The sequence below is a fragment of the Lysobacter sp. Hz25 genome, assembly GCF_046097045.1.
GTDB classification, from domain to species: Bacteria; Pseudomonadota; Gammaproteobacteria; order Xanthomonadales; family Xanthomonadaceae; genus Lysobacter; species Lysobacter antibioticus_B.
The window spans coordinates 3,705,219-3,722,522 of sequence record NZ_CP175666.1 but is presented as its reverse complement, the minus strand read 5'-3'; the positions used below and the strand labels follow the sequence as shown (position 1 = coordinate 3,722,522).

Annotated in this window: 18 protein-coding genes; 12 read left to right on the top strand and 6 right to left on the bottom strand. The window is 66.7% G+C overall.

Translation table 11 applies throughout. The annotated features are described in order from the left end of the window. Positions 1-10 precede the first annotated feature (10 nt). Genes hisC through hisIE form a run of 6 tightly spaced genes read left to right on the top strand, consistent with a single transcriptional unit; the run spans position 11 to position 5,140 of the window. Positions 11-1,117 carry a histidinol-phosphate transaminase gene (hisC, locus tag ACKN61_RS15265; RefSeq protein ID WP_408953835.1) on the top strand — a complete coding sequence of 369 codons (1,107 nt, stop codon included), beginning with the start codon at positions 11-13 and terminating at the stop codon, positions 1,115-1,117. Continuing rightward, complete coding sequence (hisB, locus tag ACKN61_RS15260) at positions 1,114-2,334, top strand: histidinol-phosphatase (protein WP_408950252.1); 1,221 nt, start codon at positions 1,114-1,116, stop codon at positions 2,332-2,334. The genes hisC and hisB overlap by 4 nt, the downstream gene beginning before the upstream one ends. Continuing rightward, positions 2,334-2,945: an imidazole glycerol phosphate synthase subunit HisH gene (gene hisH, locus ACKN61_RS15255; protein ID WP_031370486.1), complete on the top strand. Its 612-nt coding sequence runs from the start codon at positions 2,334-2,336 to the stop codon at positions 2,943-2,945. Before hisB ends, hisH begins: the two co-directional genes overlap by 1 nt. A gap of 2 nt (positions 2,946-2,947) precedes the next feature. Beyond that, positions 2,948-3,697, top strand: a complete 750-nt coding sequence (gene hisA, locus ACKN61_RS15250; RefSeq protein ID WP_408950251.1) for a 1-(5-phosphoribosyl)-5-[(5-phosphoribosylamino)methylideneamino]imidazole-4-carboxamide isomerase — start codon at positions 2,948-2,950, stop codon at positions 3,695-3,697. Further along, a complete protein-coding gene (gene hisF / locus ACKN61_RS15245; protein WP_031370484.1) occupies positions 3,691-4,476 on the top strand; it encodes an imidazole glycerol phosphate synthase subunit HisF in 786 nt (261 codons plus the stop codon). Before hisA ends, hisF begins: the two co-directional genes overlap by 7 nt. Positions 4,477-4,501: 25 nt before the next feature. Continuing rightward, a complete protein-coding gene (hisIE, locus tag ACKN61_RS15240; RefSeq protein WP_408953834.1) occupies positions 4,502-5,140 on the top strand; it encodes a bifunctional phosphoribosyl-AMP cyclohydrolase/phosphoribosyl-ATP diphosphatase HisIE in 639 nt (212 codons plus the stop codon). A 708-nt stretch (positions 5,141-5,848) separates the two neighbouring features. On the opposite strand, the gene ACKN61_RS15235 is transcribed toward hisIE, so the two are convergent. Continuing rightward, positions 5,849-6,112 (bottom strand): hypothetical protein, encoded by a 264-nt coding sequence (locus ACKN61_RS15235; protein WP_408950250.1) that lies wholly within the window; start codon positions 6,110-6,112, stop codon positions 5,849-5,851. Between the two features lie 717 nt (positions 6,113-6,829). Between ACKN61_RS15235 and ACKN61_RS15230 the strand changes: the two genes are divergently transcribed. The 4 genes from ACKN61_RS15230 to ACKN61_RS15215 all read left to right on the top strand — a co-directional run bounded on the left by ACKN61_RS15230 (position 6,830) and on the right by ACKN61_RS15215 (position 10,074). Continuing rightward, positions 6,830-8,467 carry a calcineurin-like phosphoesterase C-terminal domain-containing protein gene (locus ACKN61_RS15230; RefSeq protein ID WP_408950249.1) on the top strand — a complete coding sequence of 546 codons (1,638 nt, stop codon included), beginning with the start codon at positions 6,830-6,832 and terminating at the stop codon, positions 8,465-8,467. A gap of 4 nt (positions 8,468-8,471) precedes the next feature. After that, positions 8,472-9,050, top strand: coding sequence for a YdeI/OmpD-associated family protein (locus ACKN61_RS15225; protein WP_408950248.1), 579 nt, complete (start codon positions 8,472-8,474; stop codon positions 9,048-9,050). Positions 9,051-9,378: 328 nt separating this feature from the next. Beyond that, positions 9,379-9,846: a type II 3-dehydroquinate dehydratase gene (locus ACKN61_RS15220; RefSeq protein WP_223620670.1), complete on the top strand. Its 468-nt coding sequence runs from the start codon at positions 9,379-9,381 to the stop codon at positions 9,844-9,846. A gap of 9 nt (positions 9,847-9,855) precedes the next feature. Continuing rightward, the gene (locus tag ACKN61_RS15215) at positions 9,856-10,074 is read left to right on the top strand and encodes a hypothetical protein (RefSeq protein WP_223620671.1); all 219 of its coding nucleotides are present in this window, start codon (positions 9,856-9,858) and stop codon (positions 10,072-10,074) included. Between the two features lie 140 nt (positions 10,075-10,214). Here ACKN61_RS15215 and mtnC read toward each other — a convergent pair whose 3' ends face one another. The 5 genes from mtnC to ACKN61_RS15190 all read right to left on the bottom strand — a co-directional run bounded on the left by mtnC (position 10,215) and on the right by ACKN61_RS15190 (position 15,735). Next, on the bottom strand, positions 10,215-10,910 hold the full coding sequence (gene mtnC / locus ACKN61_RS15210; RefSeq protein ID WP_223620672.1) for an acireductone synthase: 696 nt from the start codon (positions 10,908-10,910) through the stop codon (positions 10,215-10,217). 349 nt (positions 10,911-11,259) lie between these two features. Continuing rightward, complete coding sequence (locus tag ACKN61_RS15205; RefSeq protein WP_408950247.1) at positions 11,260-11,817, bottom strand: 1,2-dihydroxy-3-keto-5-methylthiopentene dioxygenase; 558 nt, start codon at positions 11,815-11,817, stop codon at positions 11,260-11,262. After that, the gene (locus ACKN61_RS15200; protein WP_057918420.1) at positions 11,814-12,452 is read right to left on the bottom strand and encodes a methylthioribulose 1-phosphate dehydratase; all 639 of its coding nucleotides are present in this window, start codon (positions 12,450-12,452) and stop codon (positions 11,814-11,816) included. Before ACKN61_RS15200 ends, ACKN61_RS15205 begins: the two co-directional genes overlap by 4 nt. A gap of 132 nt (positions 12,453-12,584) precedes the next feature. Beyond that, positions 12,585-14,015, bottom strand: coding sequence for an amino acid permease (locus tag ACKN61_RS15195; RefSeq protein WP_408950246.1), 1,431 nt, complete (start codon positions 14,013-14,015; stop codon positions 12,585-12,587). A 241-nt stretch (positions 14,016-14,256) separates the two neighbouring features. Further along, complete coding sequence (locus ACKN61_RS15190) at positions 14,257-15,735, bottom strand: amino acid permease (protein ID WP_408950245.1); 1,479 nt, start codon at positions 15,733-15,735, stop codon at positions 14,257-14,259. Between the two features lie 183 nt (positions 15,736-15,918). On the opposite strand from ACKN61_RS15190, the gene ACKN61_RS15185 reads away from it, so the two are divergent. Then, entirely contained in the window at positions 15,919-16,518 is a 600-nt protein-coding gene (locus tag ACKN61_RS15185; RefSeq protein ID WP_408950244.1) for an NUDIX hydrolase, read from the top strand. After that, entirely contained in the window at positions 16,511-17,062 is a 552-nt protein-coding gene (locus tag ACKN61_RS15180; protein ID WP_408950243.1) for a demethoxyubiquinone hydroxylase family protein, read from the top strand. The genes ACKN61_RS15185 and ACKN61_RS15180 overlap by 8 nt, the downstream gene beginning before the upstream one ends. Positions 17,063-17,304 lie beyond the last annotated feature (242 nt).

The window sequence follows — 17,304 nt, the reverse complement described above, 5'->3', positions numbered from 1 at the left end:
ATCGAGTCCGATCGACATGAACGACGACAACCCCCTGAACCTGTTGCGCGAGGACTTGCGCGATTTCGCCGGCTACAGCTCGGCGCGCAGCGAGAAGCGCAGCGGCCGGGTCTGGCTCAACGCCAACGAAGCGGCCTGGCCGAGCGTGGCCGACGGCGAAGGCTCGGTGCGCCGTTATCCGGACCCGCAGCCGCAGCGCCTGCGCGAAACGTTGGCCGGGCTGTACGGTTGCGAGCCGCAGCAAGTGCTGGCCGGCCGCGGCAGCGACGAGGCGATCGATCTGCTGGTGCGTGCGCTGTGCCGTCCCGGCGGCGACGCCATCGTGATCACGCCGCCGACCTTCGGCATGTACGCGGTCAACGCACGCCTGCACGGCACTCGTACCGTCGAGGTCCCCCTGCGCGACACGCCGGCCGGTTTCGCCTGCGATTTCGCCGCGGTCGCGCAAGCGGTCGAGCGCGAGAACGCCAAGCTGGTGTTCCTGTGCTCGCCGGGCAACCCCTCCGGCACCTTGTTGCCCTTGGCCGAGATCGATGCGCTGGCCCAGCGTCTGCGCGGCCGCGCCTTGGTGGCGGTCGACGAGGCCTATCTCGAATTCGCCGACGGCGACTCGGCAGTGAGCCTGCTCGCTGCCCATCGCAATATCGCGGTGCTGCGGACCCTGTCGAAGGCGCACGCGCTGGCCGCGGCGCGCATCGGCACTGTGATCGCCGACGCCGAGCTGATCGCCGCGTTGCAGCGTTGCCAGGCGCCGTACCCGTTGCCCACGCCCTGCGTGAATCTGGCCCTGCGCGCCCTGGCCGAGGTGCCGCACAACACCACCAAGGCGCGCGTGGTCACCGCGATCGGCGAGCGCGAGCGTTTGTTCGCCGCGCTGCAGGCCTTGCCCGGCGTGCTGCAGGTCTATCCCTCGCAAGCGAATTTCCTGCTCGCCCGTTTCGACGACGCGCAGGCTGCGTTCGACGGCCTGCTCGAGGCCGGCGTGGTGGTGCGCGACATGCGCGCCGCGCCGCAGCTCGGCAACGCCCTGCGCATCAGCCTGGGCACGCCGGAGCAGAACGCGGCGGTGATCGAAGTGTTGACGCGTAATGCGCAGATGCGCGGAGTGGCGGCATGAGCGCCTCGACGCCGATCCTGTTCGTCGATCGCGACGGCACCCTGATCGAGGAGCCGGCCGATTTCCAGATCGACAGCTACGCCAAGCTGCGTTTCGTGCGCGGGGTGATCCCGGCGATGCTGAAACTGCGCGACGCCGGCTATCAGTTCGTCATGGTCACCAACCAGGACGGCCTCGGCACCGAGGCGTATCCGCGCTGGAGTTTCGATGGCCCGCACCAGTTGATGATGCAGGTGTTCGAAAGCCAGGGCATCGTCTTCCGCGAGGTGCTCATCGACACCAGCTTTCCGGCCGAGAACCTGCCCACGCGCAAGCCCGGCATCGGCCTGGCGCTGCCGCTGTTGAAGGACCGCGGCATCGACTGGTCGCGCTCGGCGATGGTCGGCGACCGCGAGACCGACAACGGCTTCGCCGCCAACCTCGGCATCCGCGCGTTCCAGTTGCGCACCGAGCAATTCGGCGGCGAGTGGGACTGGGCCGGCATCGCCCACACCCTGGCCGACTGCCCGCGCACCGCGCGGGTGCAGCGCAACACCCGCGAGACCCGGATCGAAGTCGCGGTCGACCTGGACCGCGTCGCCGAGCCCAAGGTCCACACCGGCCTGGGCTTCTTCGATCACATGCTCGAACAGATCGGCAAGCACGGCGGTTTCGCCCTGGAGCTGCGCTGCGAAGGCGACCTGCACATCGACGAGCACCACACCATCGAAGACAGCGCGCTGGCGCTGGGGCAGGCCCTGCGCGAGGCGCTCGGCGACAAGCGCGGCATCGGCCGCTACGGCTTCGATGCGGTAGCAGCGGGTGGCACTGGGAGCGCAGAAGAAAGCACACTTCAGGAAGCCGGATCCGAAGAAAGCACATTTGCAGAAAGCGTGCTTCAAGAAAGCACACTTCAAGAAAGCACATTAGGCAGACACGCTGTCGTATTGCCGATGGACGAAACTCTGGCGCGTGCGGCGCTGGATTTCTCCGGCCGCCCGTATTTCGTCTTCTCCGGCACGTTCGCGCGCGAGCGGGTGGGCGATTTCCCGACCGAACTGGTCGCGCATTTCTTCCGTTCGCTGTGCGAAACCGCCGGACTGAACCTGAATCTGAACGTGGAAGGTGATAACGATCACCACAAAGTTGAGGCTTGCTTCAAATCCGTGGCGCGCGCGCTGCGCCAGGCGATCCGCCGCGAAGGTCGCGAATTGCCGAGTACCAAAGGGGTCTTGTGATGTCTTGGGTTGTAGTCGTCGATTCGGGTGGGGGGAACATCGGCTCGGTGCGTTATGCATTGGAGCGGCTGGGTGCGCGTTCGATCCTGAGCGCCGACCCCGCAACGATCGCCTCCGCCGATCGCGTGATCCTGCCGGGCGTGGGCGCAGCAGCCCCCGCGATGGCGCGGTTGCGGGAACGGGGCCTGGTCGATCCGATCCGCCGCTTGCAGCAGCCGTTGCTCGGGATCTGCCTGGGCATGCAGCTGCTGTACGAGTCCTCGGAGGAGGGCGAGGTCGAGTGCCTCGGACTCCTTCCGGGCCGGATCACCAGGCTGCAACCAGGACCAGGAGTACGTGTGCCTCATATGGGCTGGAATTTCCTCGACAAATGCGAAACGCCCACCGGCGCCCCGGGATTGTTGACCGGCATCGGCGAGCGCGACCAAGCCTATTTCGTTCACAGCTACGCCGCGCCGCTGACCTCGGACACCTTGGCCAGCACCAGTTACGGCCGCAGTTTCACCGCGGTCGCCGGGCGCGGGCGCTGCTACGGCGCCCAGTTCCATCCGGAACGCTCGGCGGCCGTCGGCTCGCGCCTGCTCGCCAACTTCCTGGCGCTGGAGGCGTGAACATGGGCAACAGCACGCTTTATCCCGCGATCGACGTTCGCGACGGTCGGGTCGTCCGCCTGCACCAGGGCGACTACGCCCAGGAAACCCGCTACGAAACCGAGCCCCTGGCCCTGGCCACGCGTTACGCCGAGGCCGGCGCCAAATGGCTGCACCTGATCGACCTCGACGCCGCGCGGTACGGCGGCTACACCCTGGCGCCGTTGCTGCGCGCGATCACCACCTCCAGCTGGATGCGCGTGCAGACCGGCGGCGGGGTGCGCAGCGAGGCCGATGTCGAGGCCATCCTCGACGCCGGCGCCGACCGCGTCGTGATCGGGTCGCTGGCGATCAAGGAACCCGATCTGGTCATCGGCTGGCTCAAGCGCTTCGGCTCCGACCGCATCACCATCGCCCTGGACGTGCGCCAGAACAGCGAAGGCGACTGGGAGCTGCCGGTGGCCGGCTGGACCGAGGACAGCGGCATGCGCCTGGAGCCCTTGCTCGAACGCTACGCCCAGGCCGGCCTGCGCCACCTGCTGTGCACCGACGTGTCGCGCGACGGCACCCTGGCCGGGCCGAATCTGGACCTGTACCGGCACATCCACGAGGTCGCCCCGCACGTTCAGCTGCAGGCCTCGGGCGGCATTCGCGACATCGCCGACATCGTCGCCGCCGACGGCGTCGGTTGCGCCGGTGCGGTGCTCGGCAAGGCCCTGATCGAAGGCCGTTTCGAACTGACGGACGCGCTGCGCCAGGTGCGCCGATGCTGAACGGGCTGAGCCGGCGCATCGTGCCCTGCCTGGACGTGCGCGACGGACGCGTGGTCAAGGGCGTGCGTTTCCGCGACCACGTCGACATGGGCGACATCGTCGAGCTGGCCCTGCGCTATCGCGACGAGGGCGCCGACGAGCTGGTGTTCTACGACATCACCGCCAGCCCGCAGGGGCGCAGCGTCGACCGCGACTGGGTCGAACGCGTCTCGCGCGCCATCGACATCCCGTTCTGCGTCGCCGGCGGCATCCGCTCGGTCGCCGACGCGCGCGGCGTGCTCAACGCCGGCGCCGACAAGATCTCGATCAACACCCCGGCGCTGGAGCGTCCCGAGCTGATCGGCGAGATCGCCGAGGAGTTCGGCGTGCAATGCGTGGTGGTCGGCATCGACAGCCTGCGCGACCCCGACGGCGAATGGCGCGTGCGCCAGTACACCGGCGACCCCTCGCGCACCCAGGCCCTGGCCCGGCGCACCCTGGACTGGGTGGTCGAGGCGCAGCAGCGCGGCGCCGGCGAGATCGTGCTGAACTGCATGGGCAGCGACGGCGTGCGCAGCGGTTACGATCTCGAACAGCTGGCCGCGGTGCGCGCGATCTGCGAGGTGCCGTTGGTGGCCTCCGGCGGCGCCGGCGCGATCGAGCATTTCGGTGCGGTGTTCCTGCAGGCCGACGTCGACGCGGCCCTGGCCGCGAGCGTGTTCCATTCCGGCAGCATCCGCATTCCGGCCTTGAAAGCAGCATTGCGAGAGCAGGGTGTCCCAGTCCGACAGCTCCACTAATTCCTCCGCCGCAGCGTCCGCGACGCTGAGCGCGGAGCAGATCGACGCCCTGGCCTGGGACAAGCAGGACGGCCTGCTGCCGGCGGTGATCCAGGACGCGGCCAACCTGCGCGTGCTGATGCTCGGCTACATGGACCGCGCCGCCCTGCAGCTCACCCTCGACAGCGGCCACGTCACCTTCTTCAGCCGCAGCAAGCAGCGCTTGTGGACCAAGGGCGAAAGCTCGGGACACTACCTCGACCTGGTCTCGATCGAGACCGATTGCGACCGCGACACTTTGCTGGTGCGCGCGCGTCCGCATGGGCCGACCTGCCACCTCGGGCGCGACAGCTGCTTCCCGAGCGCGCCCGGCGACGCCGCGGCCTTCCTCGGCGAGCTTGATGGACTGATCGCCGAGCGCGAACGCGAGCGTCCCGCCGGCAGCTACACCACCAAGCTGTTCGAGAAGGGCGTGCGCTCGATCGCGCAGAAAGTCGGCGAAGAAGGCGTCGAGACCGCGCTGGCCGCGGTCGCCCAGGACGATGCCGCCTTGTGCGGCGAAGCCGCCGACCTGTTGTTCCACCTGCAGGTGCTGCTGCGCGCACGTGGGCTGTCGCTGGGCGATGCGGTGGCGGTGTTGCGCGAGCGGCATGGGAAGCCGCATCGGGGCTCGCAAGGCGATTAGGGGGTGTCTCGGCCCCGCGCGGTCTGCTCCTGGGGTAGGAGCGGCGCGAGCCGCGACCGCGCACCTCAATTTTTCGGCGCTACTAGCCGTAGCCCCCCTGTAGGAGCGGCGTAAGCCGCGACCCAGGGACGGGTAAACACTGCACCGCCGACGTCACTGATCGAGGCCGTGAACTGTCGCAGGGTAGGAGCGACGTCCTACTGGATTTCCTTCGGTCACAAGTTGCGACACGCCATCTCGACCTCGCGGCGATACGTCCCGCGGCCCCGTGTAGGAGCGGCGTAAGCCGCGACCCAGGGACGGGTAAACACTGCACCGCCGACGTCACTGATCAAGGCCGTGGGCTGTCGCAGGGTAGGAGCGACGTCCTACTGGATTTCCTTCGGTCACAAGTCGCGACCACGCAACTGGCGGTTGCTGCGTTTCTTGCCGCAGGGCGCTGAAGCAACATCAAGGTCTAAAGCTTCCGTCCGCTAACGCGGCCGGGTTACTTTCTTTTGCTAAGCCCAAAAGTCCGTCTGGATTCCCTTCGGTCAAAGGTAACCAAAGAAAAGGGCTCTCCTTGCAAGGGCACAGGCCACGAGTGCGATGCCAGCGCCGGGATTTTCCGATAAGACGTCCCTGTCTTATCGGAAAACGCCGCACGTCCTGTGCGGCGCCCTCCGGGTCTCCAGGTGTTCTCGCAAGGTCGGTGCTGCGCCAAGCTCATCACGGCAACGGCAACGGCAACGGCAACGGCAACGGCAACAGCAACAGCAACAGCAACAGCAAAGTAGGTGTTGTCGCAGCCGTAAAGATCTTGCTGTTGCCGTTGCCGTTGCTGTGCGTAGCCTCGTACTCGCGAAGGCCATCGAAGACCCGAAGGGCGGCCTGCATGGATGCAGGCCGTTTTTCGTCGGGACAGGGATGTCCCGTATGAAAAATCCCTGCGTCGGCATCGAGCGCGCGGGCCCTTGATTCAAAGAAAAGCATTTTTCTTTGGTTACCTTTCTTTTGTTGCTTTAGACAAAAGAAAGTAACCCGCCGCTTTAGTGGCGGAAGCTCTTGGCGTTTGACCTTGCTTCTCGAGATGCCACAGCAAGAGCAGAGCTTCCGTCCGCTAACGCGGCCGGGTTACTTTCTTTTGCTAAGCCCAAAAGTCCGTCTGGATTCCCTTCGGTCAAAGGTAACCAAAGAAACGGGCTTTCCTTGACGAAGCTCCCCTGCGAGTACGCCGCTTGCGCCGGGATTTTCCGATAAGACGTCCCTGTCTTATCGGAAAACGCCGCACGTCCTGTGCGGCGCCCTCCGGGTCTCCAGGTGTTCTCGCTAGTTCGGAACTGCGCCAAGCTCATTACAGCAACGGCAACGGTCTGTGGTTCGCACCTGCTCTTGGGTAGGAGCGGCGTCCTACTGGACTTCCTTCGGTCACAAGCCGCGACCGCGTGGTTTCAATCTCGCGCCGTATCCGGCCGTAGCCACCTGTAGGAGCGGCGTAAGCCGCGACCGCGTCGTATCGGTCTCGCGATGTATCCGAAATCACCGCCAACCCGAACCACCGCCGTGTCTGCGCAACTGCTCAATCTTCCCGGGACGGCTTGCCGCTATCGGGAGATGCCCGGGCTGCTATCGTCGACACTCCACACCGTGTCGCCGGCCTCGGTCCGGGGCCCGATCGACGCATAATGTGTGCTTACTCCGGAGCCCTCCATGCGCCCATCCGCATCCGTCGCTGCCTTGCTGCTCGCCTTGATCGTTCCCGCCGCGGCGCTGGCCCAGGCGGCGCCCTGCGACGGCGGCAGCGTGTTCGAGGACCGCAACGGCAACGGCCGCCGCGATGCGGGCGAACCGGGGCTGCAAGGGCAGCGTGTCTCCGACGGTGAGCGCATCGTCGTCACCGATGCGCAGGGCCGTTATCGGCTGCCGTTGCGCGACAACCGCAGTCAGTTCCTGATCAAGCCGGCCGGTTATCGGCTGGCGAACCGGGCCAGCGGGCTGCCGGACTATTGGCTCAACGTGCGCCTGCAAGCAGGTCCGGCGTTGAAGTACGGCGGCATGCCGGTCGCGGCGAGCTGCCGCGATTACGGCCTGATCACCGAGCGTCGCAAGGCGGCCGGCGATCTCGACGTGCTGGTGTTCGCCGACCCGCAGACCAAGACCGCGACCGATGTCGACTACTACCGCCGCGACATCGTCGAGCCCTTGCTCACCGGCCGCCGCGCCGACCGCCGCGCCGGCGCGCGCGTCGCCGACCTCGGCCTGAGCCTGGGCGACATCACCCACGACGACCTGTCCCTGTATCCGAAGCTCAATGCGGTCACCGCGAGCCTCGAGGTGCCGTGGCTGCACGCGCCGGGCAACCACGACCTAGATTTCGACGCGACCCGCGATGAGGACTCGCTGCTGAGTTTCCGCCACGTCTACGGGCCGGATACTTTCGCCTGGGAGGAAGCGCAGGCGAATTTCGTGGTGCTCGACGACGTGGTCTATCAGCCGGGAAGTAAAACCGACTACATCGGCGGCCTGCGTCCGGACCAGTTCGCCTTTCTCGAACGTTATCTGGCGGGCGCATCGAAGCAGCGCCTGTTGGTGCTCGCCATGCACATCCCCTTGTTCGATGCCGCGCCGGGCCGCGAGACCTTCCGCCACGCCGATCGCGAGCGTTTGTTCGCGCTGCTGAAGGACTTCCCGAACCTGCTGGTGCTCAGCGGCCACAGCCACACCCAGCGGCACGTCTTCCACGATGCCGCCAGCGGTTGGCAGGGCGCGAAGCCGCTGCACGAATACAACGTCGGCGCCGCCTGCGGTGCGTTCTGGTCCGGCGTCAAGGATGCGCAGGGCATTCCGGACACGACCATGAGCGACGGCACGCCGAACGGTTATGCGCGCTTGTCGGTGCGCGCCGATGCCGGCTATGGCCTGCGTTGGTTCCCGGCGCGCCAGGGCGACAGCGATAAGGTCGCGAACCCCTACCTGCGCCTGTATTTGCCGAAGGTGCTGCGCCGCGGTTCGTATCCGATCCGCGGCGTGTTCGCCAACGTCTACATGGGCCGCGAGGACAGCCGAGTCGAGTACCGCCTCGACGGCGGCGACTGGAAGCCGATGCGCCGGGTCGAACAGCCGGACCCGGCGGTGTTGGCCGAGAACGCGCGCGACGACGAGGCCGAACGCCTGCGCGGTTACGACCGTGCCGCCATCGCGACGCCCTCGGCACATCTGTGGAACGCGCCGCTGCCGACCGATGCCGCCGTCGGCGAACACCAGGTCGAAGTACGCGTGTTCGATCCCTGGCAGGGCGAGCAGCGTATGTCCGCCTCCTACCGTTTGCTCGACACCGCACAGGACTGAGGCCATGGCCGCACTCGACGATTCGCCGATCATCGTCTTCGACGACGCTGCCGCCTTCGAACAGTGGCTGCTCGCCCATCCCGAGGCGACCGGCGTCTGGCTGAAGATCGCCAAGAAAGGCCAGGACGTGGTCACGGTGAACTACGAACAGGCGCTCGACGTGGCCCTGTGCCACGGCTGGATCGACGGACTCAAGCGCAGCTTCGACGCCTGTTTCTTCCTGCAGCGTTTCAGCCCGCGCCGACCCAAGGGCCTGTGGTCGAAGATCAACATCGGCAAGGTCGAGCGGCTGATCGCCGAGGGCCGCATGGCCGCCGGCGGGTTGCGCGAGGTCGAGGCCGCCAAGGCCGACGGGCGCTGGGACGCGGCCTACGATTCGGCCAGCAAGATCGAAGTGCCCGAAGACCTGGCCAAGGCGCTGGCCAAGCAGCCCAAGGCGCGCGCGTTCTTCGAGCAACTCGACAAGACCAACCGCTACGCGGTGTTGTGGCGCGTGCAGACGGCGAAGAAGCCGGAGACGCGCGCGAGCCGGATCGAGAAATTCGTGGCGATGCTGGCGCGCGGGGAAAAGATTCACGGGTGAGGGAGGGCGCGGCCGTCTTTGCTGCCGATGCCGCTTAACGATCGCCCTTGCCGATATTTTCGCCGCGATCTTGCAACGGCCCGGTCGCGGCTCGCGTCGCTCCTACCCCCTTTGCTGCGCGGCTCTTGGGTAGGAGCGGCGCAAGCCGCGACATCGAAACGCAGACCGCGGCGCAAACACCGTCATCTAAGCGAACTTTCCAGCGAACCGTACGCCGCGAACCCACCACGAATTGACGCCGGTTTTACGCCGCCGCCCGCGCAGCGAATGGCGCCTTTACGCCCGCCGTTCCTACAGTGCTCCGCAGGCGCGCCATTCCGAGTGCGCCGTGAGTACCGACGTGTCGATCCTGATCCTGCGCGGCCCGCAAGGCGGTGTGTCCGAGGTTGATCCGAGAGCTCCGGCCCTGGCCGGCGCGGTGCGCGCGACTTTGGTCGAGCGCGCCGCCATCGCCGGCAAGGCGCTCGCGCTGCGCAGCTGCCGCAGCGAAGACGAGTTGGTCGAATGCCTGCAGGCGATGCGCGCGGCGAATACCGAACTGCTGCTGCTCGACCCCGGCGCCTGCGTGCCGGCGAGCGAGGCCTTGCGCGGCGCACTGGCGCGGTTGCCGATGCCCTACATCGAGGTCCACGACGACGACATGAACGCCCTGGAGCCGTCGATCGCGCCGCGATGCGGCCCGCGCCTGCGTCTGGTCCATGGCTACGCCGCGCAAAGCTATACCCTGGCCTTGTCGATCGCCCTGGAGCACCTGGGCTGCGCCGAAAGCGGCAACGACGTCCACGTCGGCACCTGAGCCGCGTTCATGAGCCCAGCGTCCGAGCATCATTTCTATTTCGCCGATTACGAGATCCTGGTCGGCGGGCGTTTCTGCATCCGCGGCGAGACCACCTTGGATTACGCGCCGCCGGATGCGGCAGGTTTCGATCCGGCCGAATTGGTCGAGCGCATCCGCAGCCAGGTCGCCAGCGAACGCGGCGTGGAGCGCGATGAAGTGCGGATCCGGCATTTGAGCCGGCTATAGCCTTTTCGCAGGGTTCTTGTAGGAGCGGCGTAAGCCGCGACCCCCGCTATCGCGTCGCCGCGTTTTCGGAGCGGGCGCGGCCTCCTGAAGTGACAAGCCGCGACCCGCGACTCAAACAACGGCGAAACCCGCGCCTGCCTTCAAACCTCGACCTGCGCGAACGACACCGCGCGGGTGTGGCCGTGAGTGGCTTCGCCTTCGCGCGGTTGCGGGTAGTCGTCGAGGCGGTCGATCAGCACCGTGGCCAGGCCGGCCTCGCGCGCGGCGTCGAGTTCTTCGACCACGTCGGACAGGAACAGGATCTCGCCTGCGGGCAGTCCGATCGATTCGGCGATGCGCGCATAGCTGTCGCGTTCGCGCTTGCCGCCGACTTCGGTGTCGAACCAGCCCGAGAACAGCTCGGTCAGGTCGCCGGCATCGCTGTGGCCGAACAGCAGGCGCTGCGCCGGCACACTGCCGGAGGAATAGACGTACAGGCGCTGGCCCTGGTCCTTCCACTGGCGCAGCGCCGGTGCGGCATCGGGGTACATGTGCGAGGTGAAGTCGGCGCTCTTGTAGCCGTCGGCCCAGATCATGCCCTGCAGCGCCTTGAGCGCGGTGTGCTTGCGGTCCTGGTCGATCCAGCCCTGCAACACCTCGACCACCACCGAGTCCTGGCACACTCCGCCGTTTTCCAAGGCGACCGCATCCAGCCATTTGCGCACCGCCGGCTCGCGCCCGCGTGCGGCGACGAAGCCCGGCAGGGCGCGGCGCGCGTACGGGAACAGCACGTCCTTGACGAAGGAAATGCTGCTGGTGGTGCCTTCGATATCGGTCAGGATGGCGCGGATGGGCATGGGCGGGGCGGCCGTGAAGCGTGGGGAAGGGGATTGTCGCCTTGCCGGGGCGGTCGGCGCAAAAGCGGGGCGATGGCTTTGTTGGGCTCGAAGGCGGGCAGCCGGAGCGGGAAGCAAATCCCCCGCGCCTCATGACTCGGCTTCGGCGAGTCCGTCGCGCGCCGCCCCCTTTTTCAAAGGGGGCAGTGGTTGTGCGGCTTCGGGTTGATCGATGGGGCACCAGGCTGAGACGTTCAGCCTTAACGCTCGCACCGGTCAGGCCGCCGGATTCAAGCCGAAGACTCCCCCTTTGAAAAAGGGGGGCAGGGGGATTTGCCTTGGCTCCGGCTTCAAACAAGCCGAACCGAACTCAGCCCGCCTGGCCCTTCTCGTAGCGCGGAAACTGCTGCGCCAGGTCGGTGCCGGTGAAGTGGCCGACCCAGCCGTCCGGCTCGGTGAAGAAGCGGATCGCGACGAAGCTGGGTTCCGGACCCATGTCGAACCAGTGCAGGGTGCTGTCGGGCACCGAGATCAGGTCGCCCTGTTCGCACTTGATCTCGTAGACCTTCGGCTCGACATGCAAGGTGAACAAGCCCGAGCCGGCGACGAAGAAACGCACTTCGTCTTCCTTGTGGTAATGCTCGTCGAGGAACTTGCTGCGCATGGTGTCGCGCTGCGGGTTGTCCGGGGCGATGCTGACCACGTCGACGGTCTTGAAGCCGCGCTCGGCGACGATGCGGTCGATGTCGCCGCGGTAGGCGGCCATGATGGTCTCGGGCGAATCGCCGGGCTTGACCGGCTGTGCGGCCTGCCATTGCTCGAAGCCGACGCCGATCCTGGCGAGCTCGCGCGCGATCTCGCCCTGGTCGGAGGTGCTCAGCTGCGGGGTGTCGGGTTGGTCCTCGGCGAAAATGCGCAGGCGACTCATCGCTGCAGTCTCCTCAGTTCCAGTTCGCATCCCAGCAGGAATTCGAACGCCTCCAGATGGCGTCGGGCCTCGGCCATGTCGCGGCCCCAGGCGTACAGGCCGTGGCCGTCGATCAGATAGCCCCACATCGGCTGGCTGTCGAGGGTGGCGTCGACCTGGGCGGCCAGGGTCGGCATGTCCTGGGTGTTGGGATACACCGGCAGGTCCAGGGCGGTTTCGTGGGTGGTGGTGCCGGAGAAGGCCTTGAGCAGCTCGTAGCCTTCCAGGTGGACGTGGCCGATGCCGGCGTACAGGCGCGAGGCCACGGTCTGGGTCTGCGAATGCGTGTGCAGGACGCAGCCGACCTGCGGATAGCGCTTGTACAACTGGGTGTGCAGCAGGGTCTCGGCCGAGGGACGGTGGCTGGTCGCGACCGGCTGGCCGTCGAGGTCGACCACCATGATGTCGCCTTCGGTCAGGCGGCCCTTGTCGCGGCCGGAGACGGTGATGGCGACGTGCTGGGCGTCGATGCGGCTGGAGAAGTTGCTGCTCGTGGCCGGGGTCCAGCCGCGCAGCGCCAGTTCGCGCACGTTGACGATGATCTCGCCGGCACAGTGCGACAGGCGTTGGGGGTCGTAGGGCAGAGAGCTGTTCATGGTCGCAGTTTACAAACAAACGGCGACCGGATCGCTCCGGTCGCCGCGTCATTGCCGGTCCTGGCGGCAACACAGCGTTGCCGCGGGGCCGCGATGGGCTTGGTCCGGCCGATCAAAGGCCGGCCGGGCCGTTCAGCTGGTCTTGCGCATGCGGCTGTGGCGGAAGCTGTAGGCGAAATAGATGGCGAAACCGATGCCGGTCCAGACCCCCATCAGCATCCAGTTGTGCGCGGTCATGGTCGACAGCAGCACCAGGCAGCTGACGATGCCGGCCAGGCAGATCACCCAGGCGAACGGAATCCGGAACGGGCGCGGCAGGTCCGGCTGGGTGCGGCGCAGGATCAGCACGCCGGCGCAGACCGAGGCGAAGGCGATCAGGGTGCCCATCGAGGTCATGTCGCCGAGGATGTCGAGCGGGAACAGCGCGGCGAGCAGGGCGATGCCGATGCCGGTGATCACCGTGTTGATGTGCGGGGTGCGGTATTTGGGGTGGATCTTGGTGAAGATCGGCGGCAACAGGCCGTCGCGGGCCATGATCATGAAGATGCGCGGCTGGCCGATGATCATCACCAGCACCACCGAGGACAGGCCGACCAGGGCGCCGATCTCGACCACCAGGCGCAGCCAGTTCAGCTCCGGATGGCCGGCGATGGCGGTGACCACCGGCTCGTCGGTGCCGAGCAGGTTATACGGCGCCAGGCCGGTCATGACCGCGGCCATGCCGATGTAGAGCACGGTGCAGATCGCCAGCGAGGCCAGCATGCCGATCGGCATGTCCTTCTGCGGCTTGTGCGATTCCTGCGCCGCCACCGACACCGCCTCGAAGCCGATGTAGGCGAAGAACACCATCGAAGCCCCGCGCAGCACGCCTTCCCAGCCGTACTTGCCGGGCCCCTGCGATTCGGGGATGAACGGCTGCCACAGGGTCGGATCGACGTATTTCCAGCCGACCACGATCACCAGGATGATCAGGCCGGATTTCAGCAACACCATCGCCATGTTCATGGCCGAGGATTTGCGGATGCCCACGTAGCACAGCCAAGTCAGCAGCAGCACGATCGCCGCCGCCGGCAGGTTGGCGATCGCGCCGGTCGGACGCAGCTTGGCATCGAGCGGCGCCTGCACCAGCGCCGCGGGCAGGGTGATGTCGAAATGTTCCAATAGACTGAGGAAATAGCCGGTCCAACTGACCGCGACCGCCGACGCGGACACGCCGTATTCCAATATCAACATCCAGCCGATGAACCAGGCCGCGAGTTCGCCGAGGGTGGCGTAGGTGTAGGTGTAGGCGCTGCCCGAGACCGGCACCATCGCCGCGAACTCGGCATAGGCCAGGGCGCAGAAGGTGCAGCAGATCGCCGCGAGCACGAACGACAGCATGATCGCCGGGCCGGCGTGTTCGGCCGCGGCCTTGCCGGTGATGACGAAGATGCCGCCGCCGATCACCGCGCCGATGCCGAGCGCGGTCAGGCCCCAGGGCCCGAGCGTGCGGTGCAGGCTCAGCCCTTCGGCCTCGGTGTGGGCGGCATGCGGATGTTTGGTCGCCCAGAGTTGTCCCAGCATGTGTTTCTTCCTGGTGCTGCTTGCGGCTGTGCAGCGACCTTCCGCTCGTCATTCCCGCGAACGCGGGAATCCAGGGCCTTACCTGCGAGAACCTTCGAACTCGCTCGATCCCCGCCTGCGCGGGGATGACGATCAAACGCCGTCGGGCCTGGTGACTCGAATCCGATCGCTGGTGCGATGCGTTACGTGAAAAGGAAAAAGGCCGGCGGAAGTTCCGCCGGCCTTGCTGACTGCGTGCCGGTCAGGCGCCGTTGGCGGCCTTGCGCAGCTTGCTGTTGCGGTAGCCGTAGCCGAAGTAGATCAGCATGCCGATCGCGGTCCAGCCGGTCATCAGGTGCCAATGCTCGGAGAACGGCTTCCAGAACAGGTACAGGCAGGCGACCGCGCCGAGCGGGCAGACCACGATGGCCAGCGGCACCCGGAACGGGCGCGGCAGGTCCGGGCGGGTGCTGCGCAGGATCAGCACGCCGACGCAGACGGTCGCGAAGGCCAGCAGGGTGCCCATCGACACCAGCTCGCCGAGCAGGCCGATCGGCAGGAACCCGGCCAGCAGGCAGGCGAACGCGCCGACGATGATGGTGCCGACGTAGGGCGTCTGGAACTTCGGGTGCACCTTGGCGAAGAACTTCGGCAGCAGGCCGTCCTTCGCCATCGAGTAGAAGATGCGCGGCTGGCCCATCAGCATGACCAGGATCACCGAGCTCAGGCCGGCGATGGCGCCGATCTCGACGGCGAGCTTGAGCCAGCCCAATGCCGGATAGGCTTCCAGCGCGGTCGCGACCGGCTTGGGCGTGCTCAGCATGTGGTAGGGCAGCAGGCCGGTCAGCACGCCGGAGACGATGATGTAGATGATGGTGCAGATGACCAGCGAGCCGAGGATGCCGATCGGCATGTCGCGCTGCGGGTTCTTGGCCTCGCCGGCGGCGGTGGAGACCGCGTCGAAGCCGATGTAGGCGAAGAACACCACCGAGGCGCCGCGAATGATGCCGTCGTAGCCGTACTTGCCGGGACCCTGGCTTTCCGGGATGAACGGCACCCAGTTGTCCGGGTTGATGTACTTGGCGGCGAAGACCACGAACAGGGTGATCACCACGACCTTGATCGCGACGATGATCGAGTTGATGAAGGCCGACTGGGTGATGCCGACGTAGCACAGGCCGCTGAGTGCGGCGACGATGGCCACCGCCGGCAGATTGATCAGGCCGCCGGTGTAGACGATGCTGCCGTCGACGACGTTGAGCGGCGCGGCCGCCAGCGAGGCCGGCAGGCCTATGCCGAAGGTGGTCAGCAGGCTGTTGAGGTAGCCCGACCAGCCGACCGCGACGGTCGAGGCCGCGAACAGGTATTCGAGGACCAGGTTCCAGCCGATGAACCAAGCGACGAATTCGCCCAGGGTGGCGTAGGAATACGAATAGGCGCTGCCGGAGACCGGCATCATCGCCGAGAACTCGGCGTAGCACAGGCCGGCGAGGGCGCAGGCGAAGCCGGCGACGATGAAGCTGAGCACGATGGCCGGGCCGGCGTGTTCGGCGGCGGCGTGACCGGAGAGGACGAAGATGCCGGCGCCGATTACGGCGCCGATGCCTAGCATCACCAGTTGGGTGGCGGTCAACGATCGCTTCAGCGTCGCCTCGCCTTCAAGGCTGCCCTCTACGGGCTCGCCGGCATCCACGTGGCCGGACGGCGCCACCGGTTTGGTGATGAACAGGCCTCTCGACATCGAACTCCCCTCTCTCTCGTAAGAAGTGATCTCTACCCGTCGTTCTGGCGACGACGATGACCGCCTCCCTCAGTGGAGCGGCGGGCCACCTTAACCCAGGGTGGAAATGGGCGGCAAGCGCACACCGTCACGGGCTTTGCCCGCATAATCGCGCCCCCGGTCGCGCGCCAGTGTTCACTCTGCATGCCTGCGAAACATTCCGACGTCATCGAAGTTCTGCGTTCCAATCTCATCGAATATGGCCGACGTTGGCCGCAGGAAGCCGAACATACGCTGGCGTTTCTAGCCTTGCTCGACGAGGCCCAGGGCCGCGGCACCGCCCCGGACGGCGCCCTGGCGCCCGGCGACCCCTTCCTGCGCGAGCGCCTGGCCGGCCATTTCACCGGCGGTGCGTGGCTGATCGACCGGGCCGGGGCCCGGGTCCTGCTGACCCACCACCGCAAACTGGAGCGCTGGCTGCAGCTCGGCGGCCATGCCGACGGCGACCGCGACCTGGCCCAGGTGGCCCTGCGCGAAGCCGAGGAGGAGTCCGGCCTGACCGGGCTCAGCGTCGAGCCCGAGCTGTTCGACCTCGACCGCCACTGGATCCCGGAACGTCGCGACGTCCCCGGCCATTGGCACTACGACCTGCGTTACGTCGTGCGCGCGAGCGACAACGAGGACTACGTGATCAGCGAGGAGTCGCTGGACCTGGCCTGGCGCGAGATCGCAGAACTGCTCGACGACCCGGGCAGCGACGACTCGATGCGGCGCATGGCGCGCAAGTGGCTGGATCGTGGCTGAGGCGGCTGCCGCCGTTACGGCCTCCGGCGATACCGAACTGGGTGGCCGCATCCTGAAGGTCAATCATGCCGGCGAGCATGGCGCGGTGCATATCTATGCCGGGCAGATCGCCATGGCGCGCTTCTTCGCTCCTCGGATGCTGAGTGAGTTAGCCCATTTCAAGGCCGATGAAGAACGCCATCGGGCGTTGTTCTGGGCCGAGTTGCAACGCCGTGGCCGACCGCGTTGCCGCAGCTATTGGCTGTGCGGTATCGGCGGCTATGTCTTGGGCTTGGTGACCGGCCTGTTCGGCGAACGCGCGATCGCCGCGACCACGGTCGCGGTCGAACGCGTGGTGCTGCGGCATCTGGTCCATCAACTGCACAGTCTGGCTGCTTCCGATCCCGCGGCGAGCACGGCGATCTCGACCATCGTCGAAGAAGAGCAGCAGCATCACGATGCCTCAGCCGATCACTTGGCGAGCGATCGTTTCTGGTCGCGGCTGCTGTCGCCGGTGGTGTCGGCTTCGACCGAAACGGTGATTTGGCTGGGCATGCGGCTGTAGAAGCGATTGGCGCTGTGCTCTACAGGGTAGGAGCGACGCAAGTCGCGACCGCGTCGTTTCAATCTCGCGGCGCATCCGGCCGTGTTTCAATCTCGCGGCGCATCCGGCCGTAACCTCTGTAGGAGCGGCGTGAGCCGCGACTACGCTGCCTCCCGCTGCGGCGTAAAGCCAACAGCAAAGCTTCCGTCCGCTGACGCGGCCGGGTTACTTTCTTTTGCTGGCCCAAAAGTCCGTCTGGATTC

Coding starts and splice junctions, on each gene's coding strand:
- ACKN61_RS15225 (WP_408950248.1), top strand. CDS start 8,472: ATGGCCGCACTCGACGATTCGCCGATCATCGTCTTCGACGACGCTGCC.
- hisA (WP_408950251.1), top strand. CDS start 2,948: ATGGGCAACAGCACGCTTTATCCCGCGATCGACGTTCGCGACGGTCGG.
- mtnC (WP_223620672.1), bottom strand. CDS start 10,910: ATGCCCATCCGCGCCATCCTGACCGATATCGAAGGCACCACCAGCAGC.
- hisB (WP_408950252.1), top strand. CDS start 1,114: ATGAGCGCCTCGACGCCGATCCTGTTCGTCGATCGCGACGGCACCCTG.
- ACKN61_RS15185 (WP_408950244.1), top strand. CDS start 15,919: ATGCCTGCGAAACATTCCGACGTCATCGAAGTTCTGCGTTCCAATCTC.
- ACKN61_RS15205 (WP_408950247.1), bottom strand. CDS start 11,817: ATGAGTCGCCTGCGCATTTTCGCCGAGGACCAACCCGACACCCCGCAG.
- ACKN61_RS15230 (WP_408950249.1), top strand. CDS start 6,830: ATGCGCCCATCCGCATCCGTCGCTGCCTTGCTGCTCGCCTTGATCGTT.
- ACKN61_RS15195 (WP_408950246.1), bottom strand. CDS start 14,015: ATGCTGGGACAACTCTGGGCGACCAAACATCCGCATGCCGCCCACACC.
- hisF (WP_031370484.1), top strand. CDS start 3,691: ATGCTGAACGGGCTGAGCCGGCGCATCGTGCCCTGCCTGGACGTGCGC.
- ACKN61_RS15215 (WP_223620671.1), top strand. CDS start 9,856: ATGAGCCCAGCGTCCGAGCATCATTTCTATTTCGCCGATTACGAGATC.
- ACKN61_RS15190 (WP_408950245.1), bottom strand. CDS start 15,735: ATGTCGAGAGGCCTGTTCATCACCAAACCGGTGGCGCCGTCCGGCCAC.
- ACKN61_RS15235 (WP_408950250.1), bottom strand. CDS start 6,112: ATGCTTTTCTTTGAATCAAGGGCCCGCGCGCTCGATGCCGACGCAGGG.
- ACKN61_RS15200 (WP_057918420.1), bottom strand. CDS start 12,452: ATGAACAGCTCTCTGCCCTACGACCCCCAACGCCTGTCGCACTGTGCC.
- hisH (WP_031370486.1), top strand. CDS start 2,334: ATGTCTTGGGTTGTAGTCGTCGATTCGGGTGGGGGGAACATCGGCTCG.